Origin of the sequence: Pseudomonas sp. PWP3-1b2 (assembly GCF_049896045.1) — a bacterium.
Classification (GTDB): Bacteria; Pseudomonadota; Gammaproteobacteria; order Pseudomonadales; family Pseudomonadaceae; genus Aquipseudomonas; species Aquipseudomonas antarctica_B.
In genome coordinates, this window is the sequence record NZ_JAFCTN010000063.1 from 1 (window position 1) to 24,617 (window position 24,617).

Below are 24,617 nucleotides of genomic sequence, written 5' to 3' on the forward strand. Positions count from 1 at the left end.
TCTTACTCGGTCAAAACTGTGGGAGCGGGCTTGCTCGCGAAGGCGGTGGGTCAGTTGATGGATGAATGGGCTGACCCACCGCATTCGCGAGCAAGCCCGCTCCCACAGTTGATTTTCATACCTCGGGAAGAATGCGACCTGCTCCAGGAAAAAACAGCGCCGTTGATCCAACCACTCAGCCCGCCATGCTGTAGATTTTGATCTGAGCCGCCCCGCCGTTTTTTGAACGCAACGATTGAGGAAATAGCATGGCTGTCACCTCGCTGGACGCAACCACCGCCCTGATCATCGCAGACCTGCAACACGCGCTCCCCGTCATCGAGTTGCTCAACCACCGGGAGGCATGAAACCGTTATGAGTTTCCTCGGCACCTTCCGCTCCCTGCGCAGCCGCAATTACCGCATCTGGGCGGCCGGGGCGCTGGTCTCCAACGTCGGCACCTGGATGCAACGCACCGCCCAGGATTGGCTGGTGCTTACCCAACTCACGCCCCACAACGCAGCCGCCGTCGGTATCGTCATGGCATTGCAGTTCGGGCCGCAACTGTTGTTGCTGCCGTGGACCGGCTTTGCCGCCGACCACTACGACCAACGCAAATTGCTGATCACCACCCAGGCGATCATGGGCCTGCTGGCATTGACCCTGGGCGTGTTCACCATCACCGGTTTTGTCGAGCTGTGGCACGTGTATGTGTTCGCGTTTTTGTCCGGCTGCGCTTCGGCATTCGATGCGCCGGTGCGGCAGATTTTCGTGGCGAAGCTGGTGGGCGAGAAGGATTTGTCCAACGCCATCGCGCTCAACTCCACCTCGTTCAACATGGCGCGCATGATCGGCCCGGCGGTGGCCGGCGTGACCATCACTTCGGTCGGCACCGGCTGGGCGTTTCTGCTCAATGGCTCAAGTTTCTTTGCGGTGCTGGCGTCGCTGTTTTTCCTGCGGGTCTCAAGCCCGCACCTCAAGGTGCGCGCGCTGCGGGCCAAAGGCAGCCTCACCGAGGGGATGCGCTACGTGTGGGCGCGGCCAGACTTGAAAGCGATTTTGTTGATGCTGTTTTTGATCGGCACCTTCGGCATGAACTTCCCGATTTTCATCTCGACCATGGCCGTCACCGTGTTCCATGCCGACGCACGCGGCTATGGGCTGCTGACCTCAACCCTGGCCATCGGCACCATCGCCGGTGCTTTGATCGCCGCAGGCAGCGAGCGCCCGCAGTTCAAGTCGTTGCTGACCGGCGCGGCGGTGTTTGGGCTGGGCTGCGCACTGGCGGCTTTGGCACCGAATTATTGGACGTTCGCGATCGCGCTGGTGATCATCGGCGTGGGCGCCATGACGTTCAGCAACACCACCAACAGCCTGATGCAACTGACCACCGAACCGGCCATGCGGGGCCGGGTGATTGCCTTGCGCGTCGCCGTGGCATTGGGCGGCACGCCCATCGGCGCGCCTATCGTCGGCTGGATCGCCGACCACCTCGGCCCGCGTTGGGCATTGGTGGTCGGCGCGGTGTCGGGCATCCTCGACGTGGGCGTGGCGCTCTGGACGATCAGGCGTCAGCTGGATAAGCCGCGGGTGATCAAGACCGACCCACCGAACCTGTGACCGGGAGATTGCCGAGCAACTTGAGCCCGGTGGTCTTCACAAATGTCTCGTAGTCCATCGGCCGTTCGATGCGCGTTTCCGCATTGGGCAGCACGTAGGCCCATGCACGCTTGGACGAGGCGTCGTACACCAGTTTGAACAGGCGCGTGGGCACCCACACTTTGTTGTCGCCGATGGTGCCGTAGCCCGCATCAAACAGCGGGCCGGTGAATACAAACACGTCGCCGCCGGCACGCACGGCAAACTTGCGCACGTCTGCCTCGACCTTGCTCCAGATCTTGCGGTTGTTGACGGGGTCCTGGGGCACCATGTTCGACAGCGCGAACGATTGCGCCATGGCGTGGGCGTTCGGTGCATCGGCGGCTGGGGATTGATGGCCACGGTCCACGGCCGGGTGTTGGGCGTGGTAGTCGCTCAACTCTGCACGGGCGCCTTTGGGGATGCGCGGGTCGGCGTAAAACTGGTTGGTGCGTTCTTCGCCTTTGGCGTCTTTCAACTGCGCGGCGTTGAGGCGTTCAACCACCACCAGCGGGGTTTTGCTGGTTTGCGAATAGAGCACCGCGAAAGTGTCCGAGCACAGGGCCAGGGGTTTCATGGCGGAGGGCACGGTAGCGGTGTTGATCGGTGTCGAGGCCGGGAACAGGTCGGCGCAGCTGTCGAACGAAAGCTGCTTTTCTTGCCGGGAGTAGAGGTCGGGGAGATTGCGCGCGGCGGCCCCGGTGGAGAGCAAAACAAGGGCCGACAGCCCGAGTGCGATTTTGCGTAGGTGCATGCATGACTTCTTTGGCGGGGAGTGAGGCGACAGGCTCCGGCAAGCGGAGCCAAGTGAATGATAGTGCGAGGGTTATTGACCGGACCGAGTCACATTAGTGCCCGGTGGCGGCGGGTTTTCCTGCACCGCGCGCGCCCGGTTTGAAGCCCCGAGCATGCGCGCCCCAGGCGATCAAAAACGCCACGGCAATCAGCAGCAGCATGGCCCACGGAAACGCCGCCGCGCCCCAGGTTTCAAGCAGCACCCCGCCCGCCACGCCACTGGCGGCAATCGCGCTGTTCCAGGCCACCACATTCAGCGACAACGCCACGTCCGCGCCATCACCCGCTGCGTCTGCCAATGCGGTTTGCAGCAAGGTTGCCGCGCCGCCAAAGCTCAAACCCCATACGGCCACGCCGAGGTAAATCACCTGCGGCACAGTGCCCAGCAACCCGAATACCACGCTCACCAGCGCGAACATCGCCAGGCTCATCAGCACCGTGTTGCGTAACATCGGTTCGACCAGCCTGGCGGTGACCCAAATGCCTGCCAGCGCGGCAACCCCGAACACCAACTGCACCACATCGACACGCTCAGCCAAGCCGGCCGAGGCCACGAACGGCGCGATGTAGGTATAGAGAATGTTGTGCGCCAGCATCCAGCTGATCACCACCGCGAGCACCGGCCGCACGCCAGGCGTGGTCAGCACTTCGCCCAACGACACACGCTGATGCGCAGCCTGGGGCGGATAGTCCGGGACTTTCACCAGCACCCACACGATCAGTACCAGGGTCAGTGCCGACATGATGCCGAACGTGGTGCGCCAGCCCACCAGCCCGCCCAGCCACGTCCCCAGCGGCACGCCGAGCGACAGCGCAATCGGCGTGCCGACCATCGCCAACGCCAGCGCCCTGCCCTGTTGATGCGGCGCGACCATGCGCCGGGCGTAACCGGCGAGCAGGCTCCAGGCCAGACCCGCTGCCACTCCGGCAAAAAAACGCGCCACCAGGGTCACGCCATAGTGGGACGACAATGCCGTGATGGAGTTGAACAGCAGAAAGCCGACGATGGTCAGCAACAGCACATTGCGCCGACGCCAGCCACGGGTGGCGATGGTCATCGGGATCACCGCCAGCACCGAACCCAACGCGTAAGCCGTGACCATCTGCCCGGCCATCGACGGCGAAATCGCCAGGCCTTCGCTGATCAATGGCAACAGCCCGGCGGGCAAGGTTTCGGTGACGATGCAAATGAAGCCGGTCATGGCCAGGGCCAGCAAGGCGCCAATGGGCAAGCGGTCGGACGACGCAGATAAGCTTAGGGAAGGTGTCACGGGTAGCTCCTTGGGATGACTTAAATACTGATCGATACAAATGTTGCGTGTTCGTACGGTGCGTTGTCAACGACTTATGTATCGACTAGTATTTATCTCGAATTCCACAGGAGTGTTCACATGGCACAAATGGGCCGACCGCGTAATTTCGATCGCGACCAGGCGGTGGAACAGGCCATGCACCTGTTCTGGCAGCACGGCTACGACGCCACGTCCCTCGCCCAGCTCAAGGCTGGCCTGGGCGGCGGCATCTCGGCGCCGAGCTTTTACGCGGCCTTTGGCTCCAAGGAAGCCTTGTTTGATGAGTGCGTGCAGCGCTACCTCTCGACCTACGCCCAAGTCACCGAATGCCTGTGGGACGAAAGCCTGCCACCGCGCCAGGCCATCGACACCGCGCTGCGCCAGTCGGCGCGCATGCAATGCGACAACGCCCATCCCAAGGGCTGCATGGTGACCCTGGGCGTGATGAGCGCACCGAGCCCGGAGAACGCGCGGGTGGCGGACGCTTTGACCCAATCGCGATTGCGCACGCGGGCCGGGATCGTGGCGTGTGTGGAGCGTGCGGTGAGTGCCGGCGAGTTGCCCGCCACGCTTGACCCGCAGGTGATGGCGACGGTGTTTGATAGTTTCCTGCAGGGGATTTCGATTCTGGCGCGGGACAACACGCCGTTTGAAACCCTTGATGCAGCGATCAGTCAGCTCCTGCTGACGTGGACAGTGGCCCCCATTGCTCCCGACACCCCAGCAAAACATCCACACACGCCCTGACCCGATGGCGCACCCGACATGCTGGCGAACACCTCGAGGCTGCCAAAAAGTGGCCACTGTGGACGACCTGCAAAAACGTGCAAAAAAAAAGGCGCTCCGAAGAGCGCCTCTTGTACTGTGACTCAGTGCTCGGTGATTGATTTCACCTGCGCCTTCGTATCACCGCCAATGGTGATGCGTTTGGGCTTGGCCTCCTCCGGTACCACTCTGAGCAAATCGATGCTCAGCAACCCGTTGGAAAGCTGGGCGCCCGTCACTTCAATGTGGTCAACCAGACGGAACGACAGCCGGAATGCGCGCTGAGCAATTCCCTGGTGCAGGTACGTAACGCCTTCATCGTGCTCGCGCTTTCCACCGGCGACCGTCAACACACCTTTTTCAACCTGAATGTCCAGGTCATCCTCTACCAGGCCTGCGGCCGCAATGACGATTCGGTAATGGTCATCACCGCGTTTTTCGACATTGTGAGGAGGATAAGTCGTACCGGCCTCGCTGCGAAGCGCCGATTCGAACAGGTCGTTAAAACGATCAAAGCCAACAGAGTGGCGGAACAGTGGAGCCAAAGAAAGAGTAGTAGCCATTGCGAAATCTCCTGAGTGTTCTCCAAGTGATTCAAGACGCGACCCGTGTTCGGCATCGCGTAAACCCTAAGTAAGTTCAGGAAAAAAAATTTCAAGAGCCGTCAAAAAAATTTTTACACTCAGGTTTGCATCACCCACGTGCGGGCCTCTGGAGGCAGTTGTTCGGCGCCGCGAACGCCGTCAGCGACAACTGAAGGGTGTCACCCTCGAGTATCTGCGTAGAGGCGCCTTCGCGCGGGCAGCGGGTTCATAGGTGCGCAACCTGAGCGCTGTCCTATGAAGAAGTACTAATTTATGATGCCGCATTGATAAATTTGGAAACGGCATCATGAGTACACGTTCCGACCTCCTGGCCAGCGCTGAGATTCTGTTGCGTACCAAGGGCTACGCAGCCTTCAGTTATGCCGATCTGGCGGAAGACATCGGTATCAAGAAGGCGAGTATTCACCACCACTTTCCCACCAAGGAAAGTCTGGCGATTGCCATCGTTGAGAGTTATCTGTTCCGGTTCAAGAATCAGCTGGAATCCATCAATGCTGAGAATACCGGCATTGTCGATCGGCTCAATGCCTTCGCCCTGATGTTCGCACTAAGCAGTAAAAACGCGATGCTTCCACTCTGCGGCGCTCTGGCGGCGGAATTGATGGCGTTGCCTGAAAGCCTGAAGGAATTGACGCGAGTTTTTTTCGAAATCCATCTCAATTGGCTTCAGGCCAATATCGCACTGGGCCAAGCGGCAGGGGAACTCAAAGCTGAGCTGGACGGCGTGAAGGTTGCCAGGTTCATCTTGAATACGCTGGAAGGTGGAAGCTTTGTATCGTGGGCGCTGAACGACAATTACGAACAGTCTTCTGGATTTGATTTCATTTTGGATGGACTTCGGGTTACCGAAACACATCACAGAGGTTCGCTCAGCTTTATTCTGCGTCATAAATAGACCGATCCAGCCCCGCTGGCTTGGTCCGTTTTCCTGCCTCGTCCGTGGTTTCAGCCGCTTGGCTCACACTCTTTGAATTCTTTTTGCGCGCACTCAATTTGACGAACGTACGTCCAGTCTCGCATTTGGGTTACGGATACGGCACGGTTTTTTTTGGCTATTGATTATAAGAAGAACAATCCATTGATCGACAACCTACTAGTTGGTAGGCTTGTTTCTCTTCCGAGCCAAACGCCCGGTCAATCCGAAGAGGAACGAACACATGAGCAACAACCTGAATGGTATCGATGTCGCCGCACTCCAGCAGTTTGCCCAAGGCGTTGCAGAGGATGCGACCAAGCGCCACGCGAGCTTCAACGTCAAGACTCAGTGGAAAGGCCAGACTCGCTCTGTGGCCAAAGTCAATCGCTACAGTCTGGCCGGTGAAACCTACTCGCGGGATTTCGAAATCGTCGCCGATGAGCCTAATGAATTGCTGGGCCAGAACACTGCGCCTAACCCTCAAGAGCTGCTGATGGCCGCTCTCAACGCCTGCATGTCGGTGGGTTATGCCGCCAACGCCGCGATGATGGGGATCAAGATTCACAGCCTGGAAATCGAAACGGACGGCACCCTCGACCTGCAAGGCTTCCTGGGCCTCGACGAGAGCGTCAACCCAGGTTACGACGAAGTGAGTGTGGTGATTCGACTGCACACCGACGCCTCCCGTGAGCGCGTTGAAGAACTGCACAAAGTAGTGCTCAAAACCTCGGTCAACTACGCCAACTTCTCGAAAGCCATCCGCATGGTGCCAACCCTCGAAGTACGTGAGGGCTGATTCGTTAGTTTCAAAGACATTCAAACCTTGCGTGCACCACCAGGCAGCCGCCTTGGTGCCGACCCTAATTAGTTCTGGATAACCGGAGTCTGCAATGAACGATTTTTTCAAAGGTAAAAAACTGCTGGTTGTCGGTGGCACCAGTGGCATGGGCTTGGAAACGGCCCGCATGGTGCTCAAGGCAGGCGGCAGCGTGGTGCTCACCGGCAGCAAGCAAGACAAAGCCGATGCAGTGTGTAACGAGCTGAGCCCGCTGGGCCCTGTGTCGGTGATCGTCGCCAACCTGATGACTGAAGAAGGCATGAATTTTGTTCGCAAGGAAATCAATGCCAACCATAGCGATATCAGCCTGATGGTGAACTCCGCCGGGATCTTTATTCCCAAACCGTTCACCGAGCACGATGAGGCCGAGTACGACATGTACCTGTCTCTGAACCGTGCGACCTTCTTCATCACCCAGGCAGTGGTCAAGAACATGCTGGCTGCCAAGCGCGAAGGGGCAATTGTCAATGTTGGCTCCATCGGTGCGCAGGCCGCATTAGCAGGCTCACCGGCCTCCGCCTACTCGATGGCAAAGGCAGGCCTGCATGCGCTTACACGCAACCTGGCGATCGAACTGGCTCACTCGGGTATCCGGGTCAACGCCGTCTCACCAGGGATCGTTCACACCTCGATCTACGAAGGGTTCATGGACAAAGAGGCGATCCCGGAAGCGATGAAGTCGCTGAACGATTTCCACCCCCTGGGACGAGTCGGCGTTCCCGAAGACGTCGCGAACACCATCCTGTTCCTGCTGTCGGACAAGACGTCCTGGGTAACCGGCGCAATCTGGGACGTGGATGCAGGAATTATGGCTGTCAGGGCCTGACCACGGTGGCGAGCGCGGCCTGATGAGAGCAGCGCTGTTGGAAGTCGCGGAAACCCAAATGCGCTCCATGGGCTATTCCGCGTTCAGTTATACCGATCTTGCGGCGCAGATCGGTATTGGAAAAGCCTGTATTCACCATCACTTCCCGACCAAGGAAGCCTGGGCGCGGAGCTGATCAGGGACTACATCAAACGCTTCGCTGCGACCCTCAGTTCAATCGAGGAAACGCATGTCGATCCGTTGCTGCGGCTGCGTGGTTTTGTCCGGCTTTTCATCATCAGCGCCAACGAGGGGCTGCTGCCCTTGTGTGGCGCCCTGGCGGCAAAAATGGCGGCACTGCCGCTGTCGCTGCAAAGGCTCACTCGGGTGTTCCTTGAGAGCCAGCTCAATTGATTCAGGCCCCCTCAATGACGGGGTCCGGCAGCGCAACTGGTCGCGGGGCAAACCCGTTGAGACCTGCGCATGCTGTTGAGCTGCCTGGAGGGCGCGAGCCTTATCGAGTGGACATTGGGCCGATCAGCCGACCCGTTGGCAGGCTTCGATCATTTACTCCCTGGTCGTTGGACAAGAGAATGCCCACCGATCAGAGAGTCATTTTTTTGGGGGGGGGTGAACCCCTTTTATTTACCTGCTTGAAGTTTCAATACGTCCTGAGCAGTCACAGTTTTTCCAGCGATTCCCCAATCTCCGCTTTTGACCTCTTCGAAGATGACCCAGGTGAGGGCGCGCATGTTTTCTCCTTCCACAGACACCATGGCGTCCGTCACTTTCTGGATGACTTCGGCTTTCTGCTGGTCGGTAAAAACGCCTTCAATGCCCTTGATGGTAACGAGTGGCATGGTGTGCTCCTTGACGTCTGAAGTGGACAGTGATGAAACAGCGAGTCATCAGGCTTTGCCTGCAACGTATTCCGGGTAGTCGGTGTAACCCTTTGCAATGCGATCGCTGACACCGTAATAAGTCGCGCGATCACCCTCTGCCAATGGCCAGCCGTTCTGCATGCGCTCCACCAGGTCAGGGTTGGCGATGTAGGCCGTACCGAAGGCGATCAAGTCGAGTTCACCTTTGGCCAGTTCCGACTCAGCCAAGGCTTGGGTGAAGCCACCGGCAGCCATCAAGGTGCCTTTATAGGCTTCACGGAACGCAGCGCTGAAACCAGGCGGCGTTTGCGCGGCGGTGATGGTGGGTTGGTAGTTCAGGTGGACGTAGGCCAGTTCGCGTTCATTAAGCGCTGCCGCCATGCTCATCCAGGTTTCTGCTTCACCTTCGTACACACCAAAGTCATACAGGCGGCCAAACGGCGAGAACCGTACGCCAATCTTCGAGCCGCCGATTTGGGCAGCAATCGCGTCAATGGTTTCCAGCAGAAAGCGCTGGCGATTGGCGATAGAGCCACCGTACTGGTCGGTACGGGTGTTCAAGGCGCTGCTGAGGAACTGATCGAACAGGAACCCGTTGGCAGCCATGATTTCGATACCGTCAAAACCGGCCTCCATCGCCATACGCGCAGACTTCACAAAGTCAGCGATGACACGTTTCACTTCATCCGTTTCCAGCGCACGCGGCACGCTGGGTTGCACAGGACCGGATTCGCCAGGCTCGATCCAGGCATATACCGTGGTATCGACCGCTGGCTGAGTACCCGAAGAAACCGGAATCATGCCATGCACCGAAATATGGGACATACGGCCAACGTGCCATAACTGCGCGAAGATCTTCCCGCCCTTGGAATGCACCGCGTCGGTGACCTGACGCCAGCCTGGCAAGTGTTCGTCGGTATAGATACCTGGGGTGTACAGGTAGCCACGGGCTTCGTCGGAAATCGGCAGGCCTTCAGTGATCAGCAGACCAGCAGAAGCGCGCTGTGCGTAATACAGCGTAGTGAACTCGTTAGGGATGTTGTTCAGGGTCCGGGTGCGAGTCATGGGGGCCATAACGACCCGATTTTTTAGCGCAGTACCGGACAGATCGTAAGGGGTGAACAGCTTATTCATGATTAGTCTCGAAGTCGTTAACAGGTTGAAAGTCAGCGTTTGATTTACGACTTATCAAATGCGTCCAGCACATGTGTGCTGTACACCAACGCGGCACCCGCATTCATATTGATTGCCACGCCCAGTGCTTCGGCGACTTCTTCACTGGTGACGCCAAGTTTCTTGGCTTCGGCGGCGTGGAAGGCGATGCAACCGTCGCAGCGGGTGGTCACGGCCACGGCGAGGGAGATCAATTCTCGGGTCTTCGCGTCCAAGTGATTGGTCTTGCCGCCGGCAGCGCCGAGCGCCGCCATGCCTTTCATTGTTTCTGGAGACAGACCGTTGAGCTCTACCAGGCGAGTGTTGATGTCTTTGCGCGTTTGCTTCCAATCTTGCATGGGGTTCTCACAGGGATGGTGTTAATGACAGTTATCCAAAAACTGCTAATAAGCTACCATCCAGTTGGTAGGCATACAATTTATTCGTGCTGATTTTCACTATCAGCGCAATCGAAGTATTGAATACTTGAACACACACACTGGAAAATCGCTTCATAGGGATGACAATTACTGGACTGTTGATTGTCAGCATCGCTTGCTGTCAGGCCTCGTCGAGACGTTCACATATTGATCGCCGCGCACCGCCGACTGGCGGCTCTTTACGACCGGGAGCTTGGGCATCTCATGATCTGGTGTACTGAACACTTCCGAACAAGTGAGCGGGTGGCGATCAGCGGGAAGAGGTGAGATTTGAGGCGACTCATCACTGTCTTGGAATAGTCCGGTGCCCACTTGGCTGACATTGCCGTGCCGAACGGCAAGCGGCGGCGGAGAGTGGAGCAGTGGTGCGCGACATAAGGGTGCTCCCTTTTATCGAACTGATCTTTTTCCCGAACACTGCCCTTAAAATGGCCGGTACTTACCGGAACCCGACAGAACGTCAAAACGAAAAAACCCGCCATAAGGCGGGTTTTTCGGGGGGTTCAGAGATTTTGGAAGCTTTCTCTGAAACTTTGTCTGGCTCCACGACCTGGACTCGAACCAGGGACCCAATGATTAACAGTCATTTGCTCTACCAACTGAGCTATCGCGGAATGCGCCGTATGTTACTGATTAAAAAGAAGAAGTCAAGCACTAGCGCCTATTCCATCAGATGACCGGTACGCCACCTGCCCAGGGCCGGCCATTTCCCTGGCCAAATCCAGCCAGGCACGTGCCGCTGGCGGTAGATGAGCGCTGGCACGCCAGGCCAGGGCGATGTGCCAATCGGTGTGAGGTTCGTCCAAAGGAATCAGGGCAATACCCGCGTGTTGATGCGTGTGCGCGAGCATCCGCGGCAAGAACGCTACTCCAAGACCGGCCGAGACCAGGTCCACAATAAAGTCGATTTGCCCGCTGCGGGCGGTCACCTTTGGCGTCACGCCCTTGCGCTCGCACGCGGCGAGAATTTTGGCGTTCAGGGCGAAGCCTGCTTCGAACAAAATGAACGGCGAGTCGGCAAGGTCGTTAAAGTCGATGCGTTTGCGCTGCGCCATGGGGTGGCTTACGGGCAGCACGGCCATCAGCGGTTCGTTGCGCACTGGCTGGCAGTCAAAGCCTTCGTCCACCGGCAACAGAAGCGCCGCCAGGTCGACCTCCCCGGCCTCCAGACATTCGCGCAGTTTTTTGCTGCCGTATTCGGTGAGTTCGATTTCGATGTCGGGATAACGGCTGCGGTAAGCCGCGAACATCGCCGCAAACAGCACGCCACAGCCCACCGGCGGCAGGCCGATGCGCAGCACGCCACGTTTGAGGCCGCGCAAATCATTGATCTGCGCCACCAAATCGTTGCTCTCACCGAGCATTACCAACGCACGGCGGTAGGCAATTTCGCCAGCAGCAGTCAGCTCATTCTTGTGACCCAGGCGATTGAGCAGCGGCATGCCCAGTTCATCCTCCAGGGTTTTGACCGCCTTGCTCACTGACGACTGCGTCAGCGAAACCACTTCTGCCGCCTGGGAAAACCCGCCCTGGCGCACCACCTCAACAAACGCCAGCAATGTTCTCAGGTTCATCGGTATTCCCTTGGCGACTGGATACTAGTGATAAAAGTTGTTTTTATCATGACAGATGTTTGCTTATCTTGAACCCCATCCTGCTCTGTGGAGACACCTTTGATGATCATCTCGTCCGCGTCTGATTACCGGGCAGCTGCCAAGCGCAAGCTGCCGCGCTTTCTGTTTGACTACATCGACGGCGGCGCCTATGCCGAACACACTATGCGCGCGAACAGTTCGGACCTGGCCGAGATCAGTCTGCGCCAGCGCGTCCTGCGCAATGTCGACAACCTGAGCCTGAAGACCACGCTGTTTGGCCAGGAACTGGCGATGCCGGTGATTCTCAGCCCGGTGGGCCTGACCGGCATGTATGCGCGACGCGGTGAGGTGCAGGCGGCAAAAGCGGCGGCCAATCAAGGCATTCCGTTTTGCCTGTCGACGGTGTCGGTGTGTTCGATTGAAGAAGTGGCATCGCAAAGCCCGCAGTCGATCTGGTTCCAGCTGTACGTGCTCAAGGACCGTGGCTTTATGCGCAATGCGCTGGAGCGGGCGCAGGCCGCCGGGGTGACGACGCTGGTGTTCACGGTGGACATGCCGACGCCTGGCGCGCGCTATCGCGATGCGCACTCGGGCATGTCCGGGCCTTTCGCGGCGTCGCGGCGCATGTTGCAAGCCGTCACCAAACCCCAGTGGGCGTTCGATGTGGGGTTGATGGGCCGCCCCCATGACCTGGGAAATATCTCCAAATACCTCGGGAAACCGACGCACCTGGAAGACTACATCGGCTGGCTGGCCAACAATTTCGACCCTTCCATCAGTTGGAAAGATTTGGAATGGATCCGCGACTTCTGGAAAGGCCCGATGATCATCAAGGGCATCCTCGACCCTCAGGACGCCAAGGATGCCGTGAGTTTCGGCGCCGACGGCATCGTGGTGTCCAACCACGGCGGCCGACAGCTGGATGGCGTGCTGTCCACCGCCAAAGCCTTGCCGCCGATTGCCGATGGGGTCGGCGATGACCTAACGGTACTGGTGGACTCGGGCATTCGCTCGGGGCTCGACGTGGTGCGCATGCTTGCCCTGGGCGCCAAGGCCTGCCTGCTGGGCCGTGCGACCGCCTACGCGCTGGCGGCCGATGGTCAGGGGGGCGTTGAAAACCTGTTGGATATTTTCGCCAAGGAGATGCGCGTCGCCATGACACTGACGGGCGTTACGTCAATTGATCAGATTGACCACAACACCCTGGTCCAGCGCTGACCTTCCACTAGCCAAATAACTGGCGCCATCATGCAGTGGCTGTTCTTGAACCCCAGAACAGCCAATTGATTTATAAAGAGTTTTATTAAATTAAACCAACTGGCATGAATCTCGCTCTAATCCGTCTCAAGCAGGTCAAGCGATGACAAGACGTGTGGCAGTGCACAGGGGTTATAAACCCACTGAAAAGCGGTTTAAACTGTATCCGATGTTTTACAGAACTGACGGAACAGTAAGACGCTTGGCACTCGCCATCCTCATCCAGCCTGTAAGACAGTTAAGTGCTTAGAGGCCGCAAGCTCATGAAAACACCGACCCAGACAAACGCAATTGACTTCGACAGTGCCAAATTGCAACGCCTGGGGTTTGGTCAGCCAGCCCTCCGCCCTCACCGCCCCGTCACTTTTGCCCAGCTTCGCCAGCAACTGAGTCAGCAATTGCAGACCAGCCTTGAGCCGGAGCGCATTCTTGGCCTGTTCTTCCGCGAGGTCCAACGCCTGGTGCCCCTCGACGCGCTGCATTATCGGCACGAAGCGAGCGACCTGCGCCTGGAGTTCGGCCACCGAGGCCACCACTCGGTGAGCTATACCCTGAGCCATGAAGGTGAACATTTGGGCGAGCTGATTTTTCGCCGCAATCAACGTTTTACCGAAGACGAATTGAGTCAGCTTGAGTCTCTGCTGGCGACGTTGTTGTACCCGATGCGCAACGCCCTGCTCTACCGCGCCGCCACCCGCAGCGCCCTGCGGGACCCCTTGACCGAGACCGGTAACCGCATCGCGATGGACCAGACGCTGCAGCGTGAAATCGACATGGCGCGGCGGCATCTGCACCCGCTGTCGTTGCTGATGCTGGACATCGACCACTTCAAGAAAATCAACGATACCCATGGCCATGCCGCAGGCGACAACGTGCTGCGCGCCGTGGCCGGGGCGATCAAAAGCCAGTTGCGCAATGTGGACATGGTGTTTCGGTTTGGCGGGGAAGAGTTTCTGATCCTGCTGTCAAACACTGGCCGGGACGCGGCGGGGATGGTCGGTGAGCGCCTGCGCCGGGCGGCACAAAGTCACGACTATTGGGCGGATGATACGCGAGTCGAATTAACCGTCAGCCTGGGTTGTTCAACCTTGTTGGCCGCCGAGTCTGCCGAAAGCCTGCTGCGCCGGGCCGACAGCGCTTTGTACGTGGCCAAGCGTGAAGGCCGTAACCGGTTGGCAATGGCGGGGTAACCCCCGCCATCACGTTTACATCACGCCTCGCTGGCGACGCGCGCCTCACGCTCGCGATGAGCTACGGGCGCCTTGTCCTTCTCGTTTTCCAACCGCATGCAGCTTTCCAAAAACAGGTACATGTAGTCGTAGCTCTTGCACACGGCCTGACGCAGCTCCGTCTGCAGGGCCTTGGTCGGGTTCATCCCGGCCAGTGTGCAGATGATTTCCAGGGCTTCCCACGGGTGGGCGTCGTCGTATTGAGCGTGCATCTTCAGCCACTTCATTGCACGCTTGCGGTCTTCCTCGGGGAAGGCGGCGGCGTAGACGCCGGTAGAGCAGACCACGGCGGACCACTCCCCTGTCGCCCCCTCGATCGCATAGTTGGTGGCAGCAATGGCAACGATCAACGAGTCCGCTGAACTGGTATGCCAGCACCAGTGGCTCAGTGCGTGCAACTCCGGCGGTACGTTCTGCGCTTGCAGTTCTTCCAGGCTCACGCCATGGGCGCGGGCCCAATGCACCCAATAGTCGGCGTGGTTGAGTTCCACGCGAATATTGCGCATCAGCCAGCGCCGCGCCATATCCTCCCCAGGATGGCGGGCAAACTTGGTCTTGGTGAGGTTCTGTGCCATGTACAAGGCAAACTGTTCAACCACTGGCCAGCCACCGATCAGGTAGTGACGCAGGGTCTTGGCGCTGAGCGTGTTGTCACGCATGCGCTGATACAGTTCGTGCTCGACAACTCGGCGCTTGCTCTCGCTACAGTCCTGGATCAGTTGTTGCGCCCAGGCGGGGTAACTAGAGGCTTCCATAAGCGGGCCGGTTCTGTTGAAGGTGTCGATCACTGTAGGGCTCCTTTTTAAGTGTGATTGTACAGACCAGCAAAGTTTCAGCGGAATGTGCCGGGCGCCTTGAATAACAAAGGCTGCGGCCGCACAGGTCGACACTGCAAGCTATCAAAGGTAAACAATTGCGGGCGTTCAATCAGGTAGCCCTGAGCGTAATCCACACCGATCTCAAGTAGAGCCTGTTCGATTTGCGGTGTTTCAACAAATTCGGCAATTGTGCGCTTACCCATGACGTGGCCGATGTGGTTGATCACTTCGACCATGGCGCGGTTAATCGGGTCGTCCAGCATATCCTTTACGAAACTTCCATCGATCTTCAGGAAGTCTACAGGTAAATGTTTGAGATAGGCGAATGAGGACATTCCGGCACAAAAGTCATCGAGTGAAAAATGGCAACCTAACGCTTTGAGTTCATTAATAAAACGAATGGCACTGCCCAAATTTGCGATAGCACTTGTTTCGGTTATTTCAAAACAGATCATTGCCGGTGGAATGTTATAAGCGGCGAATTTCTCACGTAAAAAACCGAGAAAGTCTTCATCGCCAATCGTAATACCTGACAGATTAATCGCACACATGGCCATTGGTCGGCCCGGACGCTCACGCAGGCAGTTAGCAATAATTTTAAATACATTTTCAACCACCCAGCGGTCCAGCGATGTCATCAAGCCGTAACGCTCGGCGGCCGGAATAAAACTGTCGGGCAGGATGATCCTGCCGGCTTCATCATGCAGGCGCAGCAGTATTTCGATGTGCCCATTGCCGCCGTCGGTGTGGCCCAGGGGAGCAATTTCCTGGGCGTACAAGCAAAACCGGTTCTCTTCCAGCGCCATGTGCAGGCGCTGCACCCAGGCCATTTCGCCAAACCGCATGGACAACTCCGAGTCGTCGACGTGGTAGACCTGCACGCGGTTGCGGCCTTTTTCCTTGGCCATGTAGCACGCCATATCCGCCGCCCGCAGCGATGTTTCCAGGGTGGTCGGAGTTTGTGAGATATGCACCAGGCCAATACTCACGGTGGTCATGAACGGCCGGCCCTTCCACACAAAATGCAGGCTTTGCACCGTGTGGCGCAGGCTCTCGGCGATTTTCTCCGCCACCGGTGCCGGGCAGTTTTCCAGCAGAATGCCAAACTCGTCGCCCCCCAGGCGGGCCAGGGTGTCGCACTCGCGCAGGTCCGATTGCAGCAGCGCGCAGATATGCCGCAACAATTCGTCGCCCGCCGCGTGGCCACAGGTGTCGTTGACCAGTTTGAACTGGTCAAGATCGAGGAACATCAAGGCGTGCCGGCCATTCTGTTGCCGGGCGACCTGCTCCAGCACTTGCTCGAGACGAAACTCGAATGCGCGGCGGTTGGCCAGGCCGGTCAACGCATCGTGCGTCGCTTGCCACGACAGGTTGGCGATGTATTGGCGCTCCTGGGTCATGTCGTGCAACACCAGCACCGCGCCGCTGACCTTGCCGGCGCTACGGATCGGCGCGCCCACCAGGGTGACCGACACCGTGCTGCCATCCAGGCGCTGGATCAGCTTCGAATGTTCGCTGCCGCCGCTGAGCTGGCCCTTGATGATGTGCTCGATCAGGGCAAAGCCATCGGGCTCGGCGTTTTCATCGAGTAAATTGAATAACGCCGCCAGGGGCAACCCCTGAGCCTGCGCCGATTTCCAGTGAGTCAGCGCTTCGGCTGCCGGGTTCATGTAGGCGATAGCGCCATCGACATCGGTGGTGATCACGCCGTCGCCGATCGATTCGAGGGTGATCTGTGCGCGCTCCTTCTCCGCCTGCAGGGCATCGGCAAACGCGTGGCGCTGGGCCAATAGCTTGTGCGTACGCAACAGCGCCAGCAGGATCAGGCCCAGGGCAGTGGCCAGGTTGGTGATCAACAACAGCCGAAGAATGACCCGCGAGCCCTCTCCCAGGGCGTCGCTGAACGCCTTGGCCGCCGGCGTCACGCCGTCGTTAATGGCAATGATATGAGCCTTCCATTGGCGCACATCGTTGCTGCTGACGTGATCGGCACTGACTGCCCGGTGCATCTCCTGAGCCAGGTTATCCAGTTGCACGAGGTAACCATCGCCGACCGTCCACAGCTCGATGGCTTTTTCGAGGTAGCTGAAATGGCGAAAATTGAGGTACAGCCAGATCAGGCTGGAGACGTCATCCGGGTGATTACCGCCCTTGAGAATACCCAGGCGCGCCGCCGCCAGATCAGGCGTGGAGCGGTCGAGGGCGATGCGCAACTCATGCCCGCCCTGGGGCACGGCAATGGCTTGGGTGTATTTGAGGAAAGTGGCTTCGTCGCGGTTATCCGCGTAAAGCGTCAAATAGTAGATCGCGTCCTTTTGGCCCTTGGACCACAGGCTTTCGCCAGCCACGTAGCCCCGCACGGCTGAAAGCACGTAAAGACTGACGCAGCCTAACAATGCCTGGAACAGCACGACGGCGATAAAGGGCCAGACAATGCCCAACAGTCGAGGCGTTCCGAGAGTCCGCTTTTGCTTCATGAAGTCCCTTGCACATGCACTGCTGGATACGCACGCAAAAACCCGCTTCTGAAAGCACAGCCTAGGCTAAATCAACGCACTTGTTGCAAGTGCCCGTATAACTTGGCGTACAGGCCTCCGTCGGCAATCAGTTGCTGATGATCGCCGTCCTCGGCGATATGACCACCGTCAAACACTAATACTCGGTCGGCCTGCTTCACCGCCGACAGACGGTGAGCGATGATCAGTGTAGTACGCCCACTGAGAAACCGCGCCAGCGCCTGGTGCAGGTTGTACTCGGTGGCAGCGTCCAGCGCCGAGGTGGCTTCATCCAGAATCACCACTTTCGGCTCAGCCAATACCATGCGCGCAATCGCCAGGCGTTGCCGCTGGCCGCCGGAAAAGCGCACGCCGGAGCGCCCCACCACACTGTCCAGCCCCAAGGGTAAAGACTTGACGGTCGCGTCCAGCTGGGCGATTTCCAGCGCCTGCCAACAGGCCTGGTCTGTGCGCTCACGGCCCATGGTCAAATTGGCGCGCACCGTGTCGTTGAACAGTGCCGGGTGTTGCAGGACCACGGCGACGTTCTCGCGGATGGTCTCCAGGCCGATTTCCTGCTGGGTCGCGCCACCGAAACGAATGCTGCCGGCCTGCGGCGTGTAGAGCCCCAACAACAGTTGCACCAACGTGCTTTTACCGCCGCCGCTGGCGCCGACGATGGCGACTTTTTCACCGGGTGCGATGGTCAGGTTCAACTGGTCGAGTACAAGGTCCTCACCGTAGCCGAAGTTAAGGCCACGCACCTCGATACCGACAGTTTCACGGCCGGTGAAGGGGTCTTCGCCCCCGGCATATTGCGGCTCATCGGCACGCGCCAGTAATTCGTTGATGCGCGTGAGCGCCCCGCCCGCCGCATAGTAGGCGTATTGCAGGTTCAGCAATTGCTCCACCGGGCCGATCATGAACCACAGGTAGCTGAACACCGCGAGCATCTGGCCGATGGACAGGTCGGAAAACAGCACAGTGAGCATCGCAGCCGCACGGAAGATGTCGATGCCGAACTGGAACAACAACCCGCTGGCGCGGCTGGAAGCGTCGGTTTTCCACTGCGAGTGAATGGCGTAGTCGCGCACTTCTTGAGCGCGCTGGCCCAGGCGCCCGAGGAAAAAGCCCTGGCGGTTGCCGGCACGCACTTCCTGGATGGCGTCGAGGGTTTCGGTCAGCGCCTGGGTAAAGCGCGACGTGCTGTCGTTCTCAAGCTTCTTCAGGTGTTTGACGCGTTTGCCCAGCTGCACAGTGGCGTAAATCACCAGCGGGTTGAACAACAGAATCAACAGTGCCAGTTGCCAATGCATCCACACCAGGATCGCCGAGGTGCCCACCAGCGTCAGCATCGCCACCAGAAAACGGCTGAGGGTTTCGCCGACAAACTTGTCCAGCGTATCCAGGTCGGTCACCAGGTGCGTGGTGACGGTGCCGCTGCCCAGGCTTTCGTATTCGCCGAGGGAAATGCGCTTGAGCCGTTCGATCAGGCGTACACGAATTCGGTACACGATGTCTTTGGCCAGGCGCGCAAACAGCCGCGCCTGCACCACGTTGAACACCAGTGCGCCGCAGCGCAGTGTCAGGGTCACCAGCAGCATCAGGCCGATATACCCGACAGCCTTCTGCCAACCCAATGGCAGCGCGTGGTTCATCACTTTGAGCGCCGCATCGCCGTGGCCGAGCAGCACTTCGTCCACCAGCAATGGCAACAGCAAGGGAATCGGCACGCTGCACAGGGTGGCGAGCACGGCGACGCCGTTGGCGACCCACAGGGATTTCTTGTGACGCAGGGCCAGGCGGCGAATTTCCGCCCAGGTCAGACGATCAGTGCGTTGGCGTTGCTCAGGCACAGGCGGCTCGCTCCAGCCATCGGGCGAGTAAAGGCGACAGCTCGGACAACGGCTGGTAGCCGTTGGTCAACAACGCCAACTGGCCATTGCGCTCAGCCAGCAACGTCGGGAAACCGGCAATGCCCAAATCCTGTACCCACGTGAAATCGGCCGCCGTGGCCGCGTGCTGCTCGGCCTTGTCGAATGCTTCGGCAAACACGATACGCGGGATCCCGGCCTGCTCGGCCAGCTCCACCAGCACGCTGGCGACGGTCACATCGCGGCCCTCGACATAGAACGCACGCTGAATCAGCCCCAGCAAGGTCCACGCGCAGTCCGGCGCCAGGCTGCGCGCAGTGACGATGGCGCGGCACGCCGGCTCGGTGTCGTAGACAAACCCGTCGGGCAACGCGCCTTCACGCGTGAACGGCTGCCCCGTGGCGTCGGTGACCGCCTGCCAGTGTTCAAGAATGTAGCGCCGGGTTGTCGGTTCCAGTGCCGCGCCGCTGCCGGTGCGCAAGCCGCCCACCACCAGGTGCAGCTCCACACCCGCGGCCTGGGCCTGCTCCACCAACGCTTCGGCCACCGGGGCAAAGCCCCAGCACCAGGAACACATCGGGTCCATCACATAGAGCAGGCGCGCGGGCATGGGTCAGGCCTCGGAAGGTGATTGCTTATAGTTGAAGCCAATCGGATGCGGCATATTGCGGGCCTTGGCCAGCTCAATCTGCTTTTGCCGGTCAATCGCGCTGCGACGGGTCTTCTCCGGCAGCTTATCCCAGCAATGTGGACAACTGATGCCAGCCACGTAGTGCTCGGACGCGCGGTCTTCGATGCTCACGGGCGTGCGGCAGGCGTGACACTGATCGTAGTCGCCTTCGCTCAAGTCGTGGCGCACGGTCACGCGGTTATCGAACACAAAGCAGTCGCCCTGCCATTTGGTTTCTTCCTGCGGCACCTCTTCGAGGTACTTCAGGATGCCGCCCTTGAGGTGGTAGACCTCATCGAAGCCTTCGCTGAGCATGTAGCTGGAGGCTTTTTCGCAGCGAATGCCACCGGTGCAGAACATGGCGACTTTCTTGTGTTTGGCCGGGTCGAAATTGGCTTTGATGTAGTCAGGAAACTCGCGAAAACTGGTGGTTTTCGGATCAATCGCGCCTTCAAAGGTGCCGATTGACACTTCGTAGTCGTTGCGGGTGTCGATCAGCAGCACTTCCGGGTCGCTGATCAGCGCGTTCCAGTCCTGCGGGTTCACATAGGTGCCGACTTGTTTGTTCGGGTCGACGCCTTCGACGCCCAGGGTCACGATCTCTTTCTTGAGCTTGACCTTGGTGCGGTAGAACGGCTGGTCGTCGCAGTAAGACTCTTTGTGGTCGATGTCGACCATGCGCGGGTCTTTCTTGAGCCAGGCCATCAGGCCATCAATGCCTTCGCGGCTGCCGGAAACGGTGCCGTTGATGCCTTCTTCGGCGATCAGCAAGGTGCCTTTGATGCCGTTGTCGACCATTGCCTGCAGCAGTGGCTCGCGCAGGGCGACGTAATCTTCGAGGGTGACGAACTTATACAGTGCCGCCACGACGATCGGTTGGGTCATGGGTGTTCTCTCCAGGTGGCTACCCTCGTAAAGGGTGAACCGGATGCAAAAAAAACGCGCCGTCTGAGCGGCGCGTTGCGGATTCTAACAAATGCTCGGTGCCAGAGACACCCGCGCGTCAGTCATGCCCGCCGGCGCAGGTCGGCGAGGCCGGGGCTGCGTCGATTTTCGCCCATTCTTCAGGCGTGTAGGTATGCAGCGCCAACGCATGAAACTCGCTCATCAGGTCACCCAGGGTGGCGTAGACCGTCTGGTGGCGCTTGACGCGGTTAAGCCCCTCGAACTGCTGACTGACCAGCACGGCCTTGAAGTGGGTCTGCAACCCACGGCTGTGCATGTGGCTTTCATCCAGCACGCTCAAGTGTTGCGGGCTCAAGGCGGTGAGTGCCGTTTCGATACGCTGTTGCATGGTCATTCCTGCTTACTTCTTCTTGGCCGGTGCAGCGGCTTTTGGCGCCAGCTCGTTGGTCATGTCTTCCAACAGCTTGTTCACCACTGGCACGGCGCTTTCCAGCTTGGCCTGAGTCATCTGGGCCGATTGCTGGGTCAGTTGTGGCATTTTTTCCAGGACTTTCTTGCCCAGAGGCGACTGGTAGAAGGCAACCAGGTCCTTGAGTTCGGATTCGCTGAAGTTAGTGGTGTAGAGCTTGACCATGTCCGGCTTGAGCTTCGGCCAGCCGATGGCTTGGTCCAGAGCGGCGTTGGCCTTGGCCTGGTAGCTGTCCAGGACGGACTGCTTGGCGGCAGGCGCCTTGGTCTGTTCGAAACGCTGAGCGAACATTTGCTGCACTTGCATGTACACCGGGGTACCCAGCTTGTCAGCGTGGGCCAGGGTCAGGAAGGCTTCGGCACTGGCGTTATGGCTGGCGGTATCGGCAAAGACTTGGCCGCTGGCGCAAACCAGAGCAACCGCGGTACAGATGGCACGAAGACGAGTCATCGAGTTTCCTTTCTAGCAGGCGAGGTAAAACCCCAAGGGCGACCATTCTGCGCCTAAAAAACCTCGCGGCTCAACCCCGCGCCTTGTCGGGCCTGGATTTGCGGGGCTTCTAACCGATGAAACGTCTTTTATGGAACGACACAGGTCGATCAGGGCCTAAACTGCGCAAACCGACTTCAAGGAGAGTGCCCGATGAGCCGTATCGAAACCGACAGCCTGGGGGAAGTAAATGTCCCGGATGACGCTTACTGGGGCGCGCAAACCCAACGTTCGCTGGTGAACTTCGCCATCGGCGAGCAACGCATGCCCCTGGCGGTGCTGCACGCCCTGGCCCTGATCAAGAAGGCCGCCGCGCGGGTCAACGACCGTAACGGCGACTTGCCCGCAGACATCGCCCGCCTGATCGAACAGGCCGCCGATGAAGTGCTCGACGGGTCCCACGATGACCAGTTTCCGCTGGTGGTCTGGCAGACCGGCAGTGGCACCCAGAGCAATATGAACGCCAATGAGGTGATTGCCGGTCGCGCCAACGAGCTGTCGGGCAAACCCCGTGGCGGCAAGAGCCCGGTGCACCCCAACGACCACGTGAACCGCTCCCAGAGCTCCAACGACTGCTTCCCCACCGCCATGAGCATTGCGACGGTGCAGGCGATCACCCAGCAGTTGCTGCCGGCGATCGGCAACCTGTCCGGCGGCCTCGCCGAATTGTCGGCGCGGCATGTGAAGCTGGTGAAGACCGGCCGCACCCACATGATGGACGCCACGCCGATCACCTTTGGCCAGGAGCTTTCGGCGTTTATCGCCCAACTCGATTACGCCGAGCGCGCTATCCGCAGCGCGCTGCCTGCCGTGTGCGAGCTGGCCCAAGGCGGTACTGCCGTCGGCACCGGGCTTAATTCACCCCATGGCTTTGGCGAAGCGATTGCCGCCGAGCTGGCTGCATTGTCGGGTTTGCCGTTTGTGACCGCGCCGAACAAGTTCGCCGCCCTCTCCGGCCACGAGCCACTGGTAACCCTGCACGGGGCGCTGAAAACCCTGGCCGTGGCGCTGATGAAAATCGCCAACGACCTGCGCCTGCTGGGTTCCGGCCCGCGAGCCGGTTTGGCCGAGGTCAAGTTGCCGGCCAACGAACCGGGCAGCTCGATCATGCCGGGCAAGGTCAACCCGACCCAGTGCGAAGCGCTGTCGATGCTGGCCTGCCAAGTGCTGGGCAATGACGTAACCATCGGCATTGCCGCAAGCCAGGGGCATTTGCAGTTGAACGTGTACAAGCCGGTGATCATCCACAACGTGCTGGAGTCGATCCGCCTGCTGGCGGACGGCTGCAACAACTTCCAGGAACATTGCATCGAAGGCCTTGAACCGGATGCAGAAAAAATGGCCGAGCACCTGGAGCGCGGGCTGATGCTGGTGACGGCGCTCAACCCGCACATTGGCTACGACAAATCGGCGCAGATCGCCAAAAAGGCTTACGCCGAAGGCCTGACCCTACGCCAGGCCGCGCTGGACCTGGGCTTCCTGACCGACGCCGAGTTCGACCAGTGGGTGCGCCCGGAAAACATGCTCGAAGCCGGGCACTAAGACGCCAGGCGCAATCGCCGGGCCTTGAGCCCGGCGATCAGCGACGGCGCCAGCGCTACCGTCGCCGAGCCCAGTACCACCACCAACGCCCCGGCATAGCCCAGGGCGTTGATGTCTTCGGCCTGCACAAAATCCGGCCACAACCACGCCGCCAGGGCCACTGCCACAAACGTCACCAACGGCGTGAGCGCCAGCGTCGCACTGACCCGCGAGGCCTCCCAATGGGCCAGCGCTTCGGCAAAGGCGCCGTAGGCCACCAGCGTGTTCATGCAGCAGGCCAGCAGCAACCAGCCTTGCAGCGGGCTCAGGTCCAGTGCTTCGAGCGGATGCGCCCATGGAGTGAGCAATACTGCGCACGACAGGTAGATCACCATCATCACTTGCAGTGAATTCCATACCGTCAGCAACTGCTTCTGGCCCAGCGCGTAGAACACCCAGACGGTGGTGGCGAGCAAAACCGTCAGCACTCCAGCGGTGTAAGAGCCCATCGAGGTCAGCAGCTCTGTCAGGCGCTGATTGAAAAACAGCCCGAAGCCGAGGATCAGCACCACCAGGCCCAGCACCTGCCCCAGGCTGAAGCGCTCCTTGAACACGAATACGCTGGCGACCATCAGGAAAATCGGCCCCATCTGCACCACCAACTGGGCGGTACCGGGGCTGAGCATTTTGAGGCCGATCAGGTACAACACGTAATTGCCCACCAGGCCGCACACGGCCATCCCTACCAGCCAGCCGCCCCTGGGGCCAAGCACTTTGCGGCTGGGCAGGCGTTTGGTAAGGGTGAGGTAGACGAACAAGCAACTGCCGGCGACCACCAGGCGAAACCAGGTGACCGTCACCGGGTCCATCACTTGCAGCACTTGTTTGAGCTTGATCGGCAGGATGCCCCAGAGGAACGCGGTCAGCAGGGTCAAGCCAAAGCCATAGACCCAGCGACCGGAAGAGATATGCATGAATGCCCCGAGTGCCTGAGGAAGTGGAGCGGGCATTCTAGGGGTAAGCGGAAGGATTGGGCTATGGGGTCGGTTGAATGTGTGGTGCGGCGGGGTTTTTGGGGTGTATATCCGTTATTTGGGTGACGGCTGATATCGGTTCCGCTCTTACAGCGGGTCACTTTTGGAAAGGCCCAAAAGTAACCAAAAGGCCTTCGCCCCACCACTCGGCACC

Annotated in this window: 23 protein-coding genes, 1 tRNA gene and 1 pseudogene; 9 read left to right on the forward strand and 16 right to left on the reverse strand. The window is 59.3% G+C overall.

What is annotated here, in order from left to right:
• The first annotated feature begins 354 nt into the window (after positions 1 to 354).
• Positions 355 to 1,599, forward strand: coding sequence for an MFS transporter (locus tag ACP7A2_RS25725; RefSeq protein WP_426136602.1), 1,245 nt, complete (start codon positions 355 to 357; stop codon positions 1,597 to 1,599).
• On the opposite strand, the gene ACP7A2_RS25730 is transcribed toward ACP7A2_RS25725, so the two are convergent.
• Positions 1,574 to 2,371, reverse strand: coding sequence for a DNA/RNA non-specific endonuclease (locus ACP7A2_RS25730; protein ID WP_348062288.1), 798 nt, complete (start codon positions 2,369 to 2,371; stop codon positions 1,574 to 1,576). The two genes, ACP7A2_RS25725 and ACP7A2_RS25730, sit on opposite strands and share 26 nt — an antisense overlap.
• A gap of 94 nt (positions 2,372 to 2,465) precedes the next feature.
• Positions 2,466 to 3,683, reverse strand: a complete 1,218-nt coding sequence (locus tag ACP7A2_RS25735) for an MFS transporter (protein ID WP_426136603.1) — start codon at positions 3,681 to 3,683, stop codon at positions 2,466 to 2,468.
• Positions 3,684 to 3,803: 120 nt separating this feature from the next.
• Here ACP7A2_RS25735 and ACP7A2_RS25740 point away from each other — a divergent pair, with 120 nt between their 5' ends.
• A complete protein-coding gene (locus ACP7A2_RS25740; protein ID WP_426136605.1) occupies positions 3,804 to 4,451 on the forward strand; it encodes a TetR/AcrR family transcriptional regulator in 648 nt (215 codons plus the stop codon).
• Between the two features lie 122 nt (positions 4,452 to 4,573).
• Here ACP7A2_RS25740 and ACP7A2_RS25745 read toward each other — a convergent pair whose 3' ends face one another.
• Positions 4,574 to 5,032, reverse strand: a complete 459-nt coding sequence (locus ACP7A2_RS25745) for an Hsp20 family protein (RefSeq protein WP_426136606.1) — start codon at positions 5,030 to 5,032, stop codon at positions 4,574 to 4,576.
• Positions 5,033 to 5,360: 328 nt separating this feature from the next.
• On the opposite strand from ACP7A2_RS25745, the gene ACP7A2_RS25750 reads away from it, so the two are divergent.
• The 4 genes and pseudogenes from ACP7A2_RS25750 to ACP7A2_RS25765 all read left to right on the forward strand — a co-directional run bounded on the left by ACP7A2_RS25750 (position 5,361) and on the right by ACP7A2_RS25765 (position 8,290).
• Entirely contained in the window at positions 5,361 to 5,969 is a 609-nt protein-coding gene (locus tag ACP7A2_RS25750) for a TetR/AcrR family transcriptional regulator (RefSeq protein WP_426136607.1), read from the forward strand.
• Positions 5,970 to 6,231: 262 nt separating this feature from the next.
• Positions 6,232 to 6,786, forward strand: a complete 555-nt coding sequence (locus ACP7A2_RS25755) for an OsmC family protein (protein WP_258696400.1) — start codon at positions 6,232 to 6,234, stop codon at positions 6,784 to 6,786.
• Positions 6,787 to 6,880: 94 nt separating this feature from the next.
• Positions 6,881 to 7,654 (forward strand): SDR family NAD(P)-dependent oxidoreductase, encoded by a 774-nt coding sequence (locus ACP7A2_RS25760; RefSeq protein WP_426136609.1) that lies wholly within the window; start codon positions 6,881 to 6,883, stop codon positions 7,652 to 7,654.
• 22 nt (positions 7,655 to 7,676) lie between these two features.
• Positions 7,677 to 8,290, forward strand: a pseudogene (locus tag ACP7A2_RS25765) (TetR/AcrR family transcriptional regulator).
• On the opposite strand, the gene ACP7A2_RS25770 reads toward ACP7A2_RS25765, so the two are convergent.
• From ACP7A2_RS25770 to ACP7A2_RS25790, 5 genes are all read right to left on the reverse strand, one after another.
• Positions 8,275 to 8,493 (reverse strand): tautomerase family protein, encoded by a 219-nt coding sequence (locus ACP7A2_RS25770; RefSeq protein WP_426136610.1) that lies wholly within the window; start codon positions 8,491 to 8,493, stop codon positions 8,275 to 8,277. The pseudogene ACP7A2_RS25765 and the gene ACP7A2_RS25770 overlap by 16 nt on opposite strands.
• 48 nt (positions 8,494 to 8,541) lie before the next feature.
• On the reverse strand, positions 8,542 to 9,648 hold the full coding sequence (locus tag ACP7A2_RS25775; protein ID WP_426136611.1) for an alkene reductase: 1,107 nt from the start codon (positions 9,646 to 9,648) through the stop codon (positions 8,542 to 8,544).
• Between the two features lie 44 nt (positions 9,649 to 9,692).
• Positions 9,693 to 10,025, reverse strand: coding sequence for a carboxymuconolactone decarboxylase family protein (locus ACP7A2_RS25780; RefSeq protein ID WP_014860758.1), 333 nt, complete (start codon positions 10,023 to 10,025; stop codon positions 9,693 to 9,695).
• Positions 10,026 to 10,644: 619 nt separating this feature from the next.
• Positions 10,645 to 10,720 (reverse strand) — tRNA-Asn (locus ACP7A2_RS25785).
• Positions 10,721 to 10,753: 33 nt separating this feature from the next.
• Positions 10,754 to 11,680: a LysR family transcriptional regulator gene (locus ACP7A2_RS25790; protein WP_426136613.1), complete on the reverse strand. Its 927-nt coding sequence runs from the start codon at positions 11,678 to 11,680 to the stop codon at positions 10,754 to 10,756.
• Positions 11,681 to 11,782: 102 nt separating this feature from the next.
• Between ACP7A2_RS25790 and lldD the strand changes: the two genes are divergently transcribed.
• Both lldD and ACP7A2_RS25800 read left to right on the forward strand, forming a co-directional pair.
• On the forward strand, positions 11,783 to 12,919 hold the full coding sequence (lldD, locus tag ACP7A2_RS25795) for an FMN-dependent L-lactate dehydrogenase LldD (protein WP_426136615.1): 1,137 nt from the start codon (positions 11,783 to 11,785) through the stop codon (positions 12,917 to 12,919).
• A gap of 302 nt (positions 12,920 to 13,221) precedes the next feature.
• The gene (locus tag ACP7A2_RS25800; RefSeq protein WP_426136616.1) at positions 13,222 to 14,148 is read left to right on the forward strand and encodes a GGDEF domain-containing protein; all 927 of its coding nucleotides are present in this window, start codon (positions 13,222 to 13,224) and stop codon (positions 14,146 to 14,148) included.
• A 20-nt stretch (positions 14,149 to 14,168) separates the two neighbouring features.
• On the opposite strand, the gene ACP7A2_RS25805 is transcribed toward ACP7A2_RS25800, so the two are convergent.
• From ACP7A2_RS25805 to ACP7A2_RS25835, 7 genes are all read right to left on the reverse strand, one after another.
• On the reverse strand, positions 14,169 to 14,942 hold the full coding sequence (locus ACP7A2_RS25805; RefSeq protein WP_426136620.1) for a TenA family transcriptional regulator: 774 nt from the start codon (positions 14,940 to 14,942) through the stop codon (positions 14,169 to 14,171).
• A gap of 77 nt (positions 14,943 to 15,019) precedes the next feature.
• The gene (locus tag ACP7A2_RS25810) at positions 15,020 to 17,482 is read right to left on the reverse strand and encodes an EAL domain-containing protein (protein ID WP_426136617.1); all 2,463 of its coding nucleotides are present in this window, start codon (positions 17,480 to 17,482) and stop codon (positions 15,020 to 15,022) included.
• Between the two features lie 71 nt (positions 17,483 to 17,553).
• The gene (locus ACP7A2_RS25815; protein ID WP_348061109.1) at positions 17,554 to 19,356 is read right to left on the reverse strand and encodes an ABC transporter ATP-binding protein; all 1,803 of its coding nucleotides are present in this window, start codon (positions 19,354 to 19,356) and stop codon (positions 17,554 to 17,556) included.
• Positions 19,349 to 19,951, reverse strand: coding sequence for a DsbA family protein (locus ACP7A2_RS25820; RefSeq protein ID WP_426136622.1), 603 nt, complete (start codon positions 19,949 to 19,951; stop codon positions 19,349 to 19,351). The genes ACP7A2_RS25815 and ACP7A2_RS25820 overlap by 8 nt, the downstream gene beginning before the upstream one ends.
• A 36-nt stretch (positions 19,952 to 19,987) precedes the next feature.
• Positions 19,988 to 20,929, reverse strand: a complete 942-nt coding sequence (locus ACP7A2_RS25825; protein WP_375069310.1) for a rhodanese-related sulfurtransferase — start codon at positions 20,927 to 20,929, stop codon at positions 19,988 to 19,990.
• Between the two features lie 118 nt (positions 20,930 to 21,047).
• A complete protein-coding gene (locus ACP7A2_RS25830) occupies positions 21,048 to 21,344 on the reverse strand; it encodes a BolA family protein (protein WP_426136618.1) in 297 nt (98 codons plus the stop codon).
• A gap of 6 nt (positions 21,345 to 21,350) precedes the next feature.
• Positions 21,351 to 21,869: a DUF2059 domain-containing protein gene (locus ACP7A2_RS25835; protein ID WP_003175221.1), complete on the reverse strand. Its 519-nt coding sequence runs from the start codon at positions 21,867 to 21,869 to the stop codon at positions 21,351 to 21,353.
• Positions 21,870 to 22,061: 192 nt separating this feature from the next.
• Between ACP7A2_RS25835 and ACP7A2_RS25840 the strand changes: the two genes are divergently transcribed.
• Positions 22,062 to 23,450, forward strand: coding sequence for a class II fumarate hydratase (locus ACP7A2_RS25840; RefSeq protein WP_348061101.1), 1,389 nt, complete (start codon positions 22,062 to 22,064; stop codon positions 23,448 to 23,450).
• Here ACP7A2_RS25840 and ACP7A2_RS25845 read toward each other — a convergent pair.
• Positions 23,447 to 24,403 carry a DMT family transporter gene (locus ACP7A2_RS25845; RefSeq protein ID WP_426136619.1) on the reverse strand — a complete coding sequence of 319 codons (957 nt, stop codon included), beginning with the start codon at positions 24,401 to 24,403 and terminating at the stop codon, positions 23,447 to 23,449. The two genes, ACP7A2_RS25840 and ACP7A2_RS25845, sit on opposite strands and share 4 nt — an antisense overlap.
• Between the last annotated feature and the right edge of the window lie 214 nt (positions 24,404 to 24,617).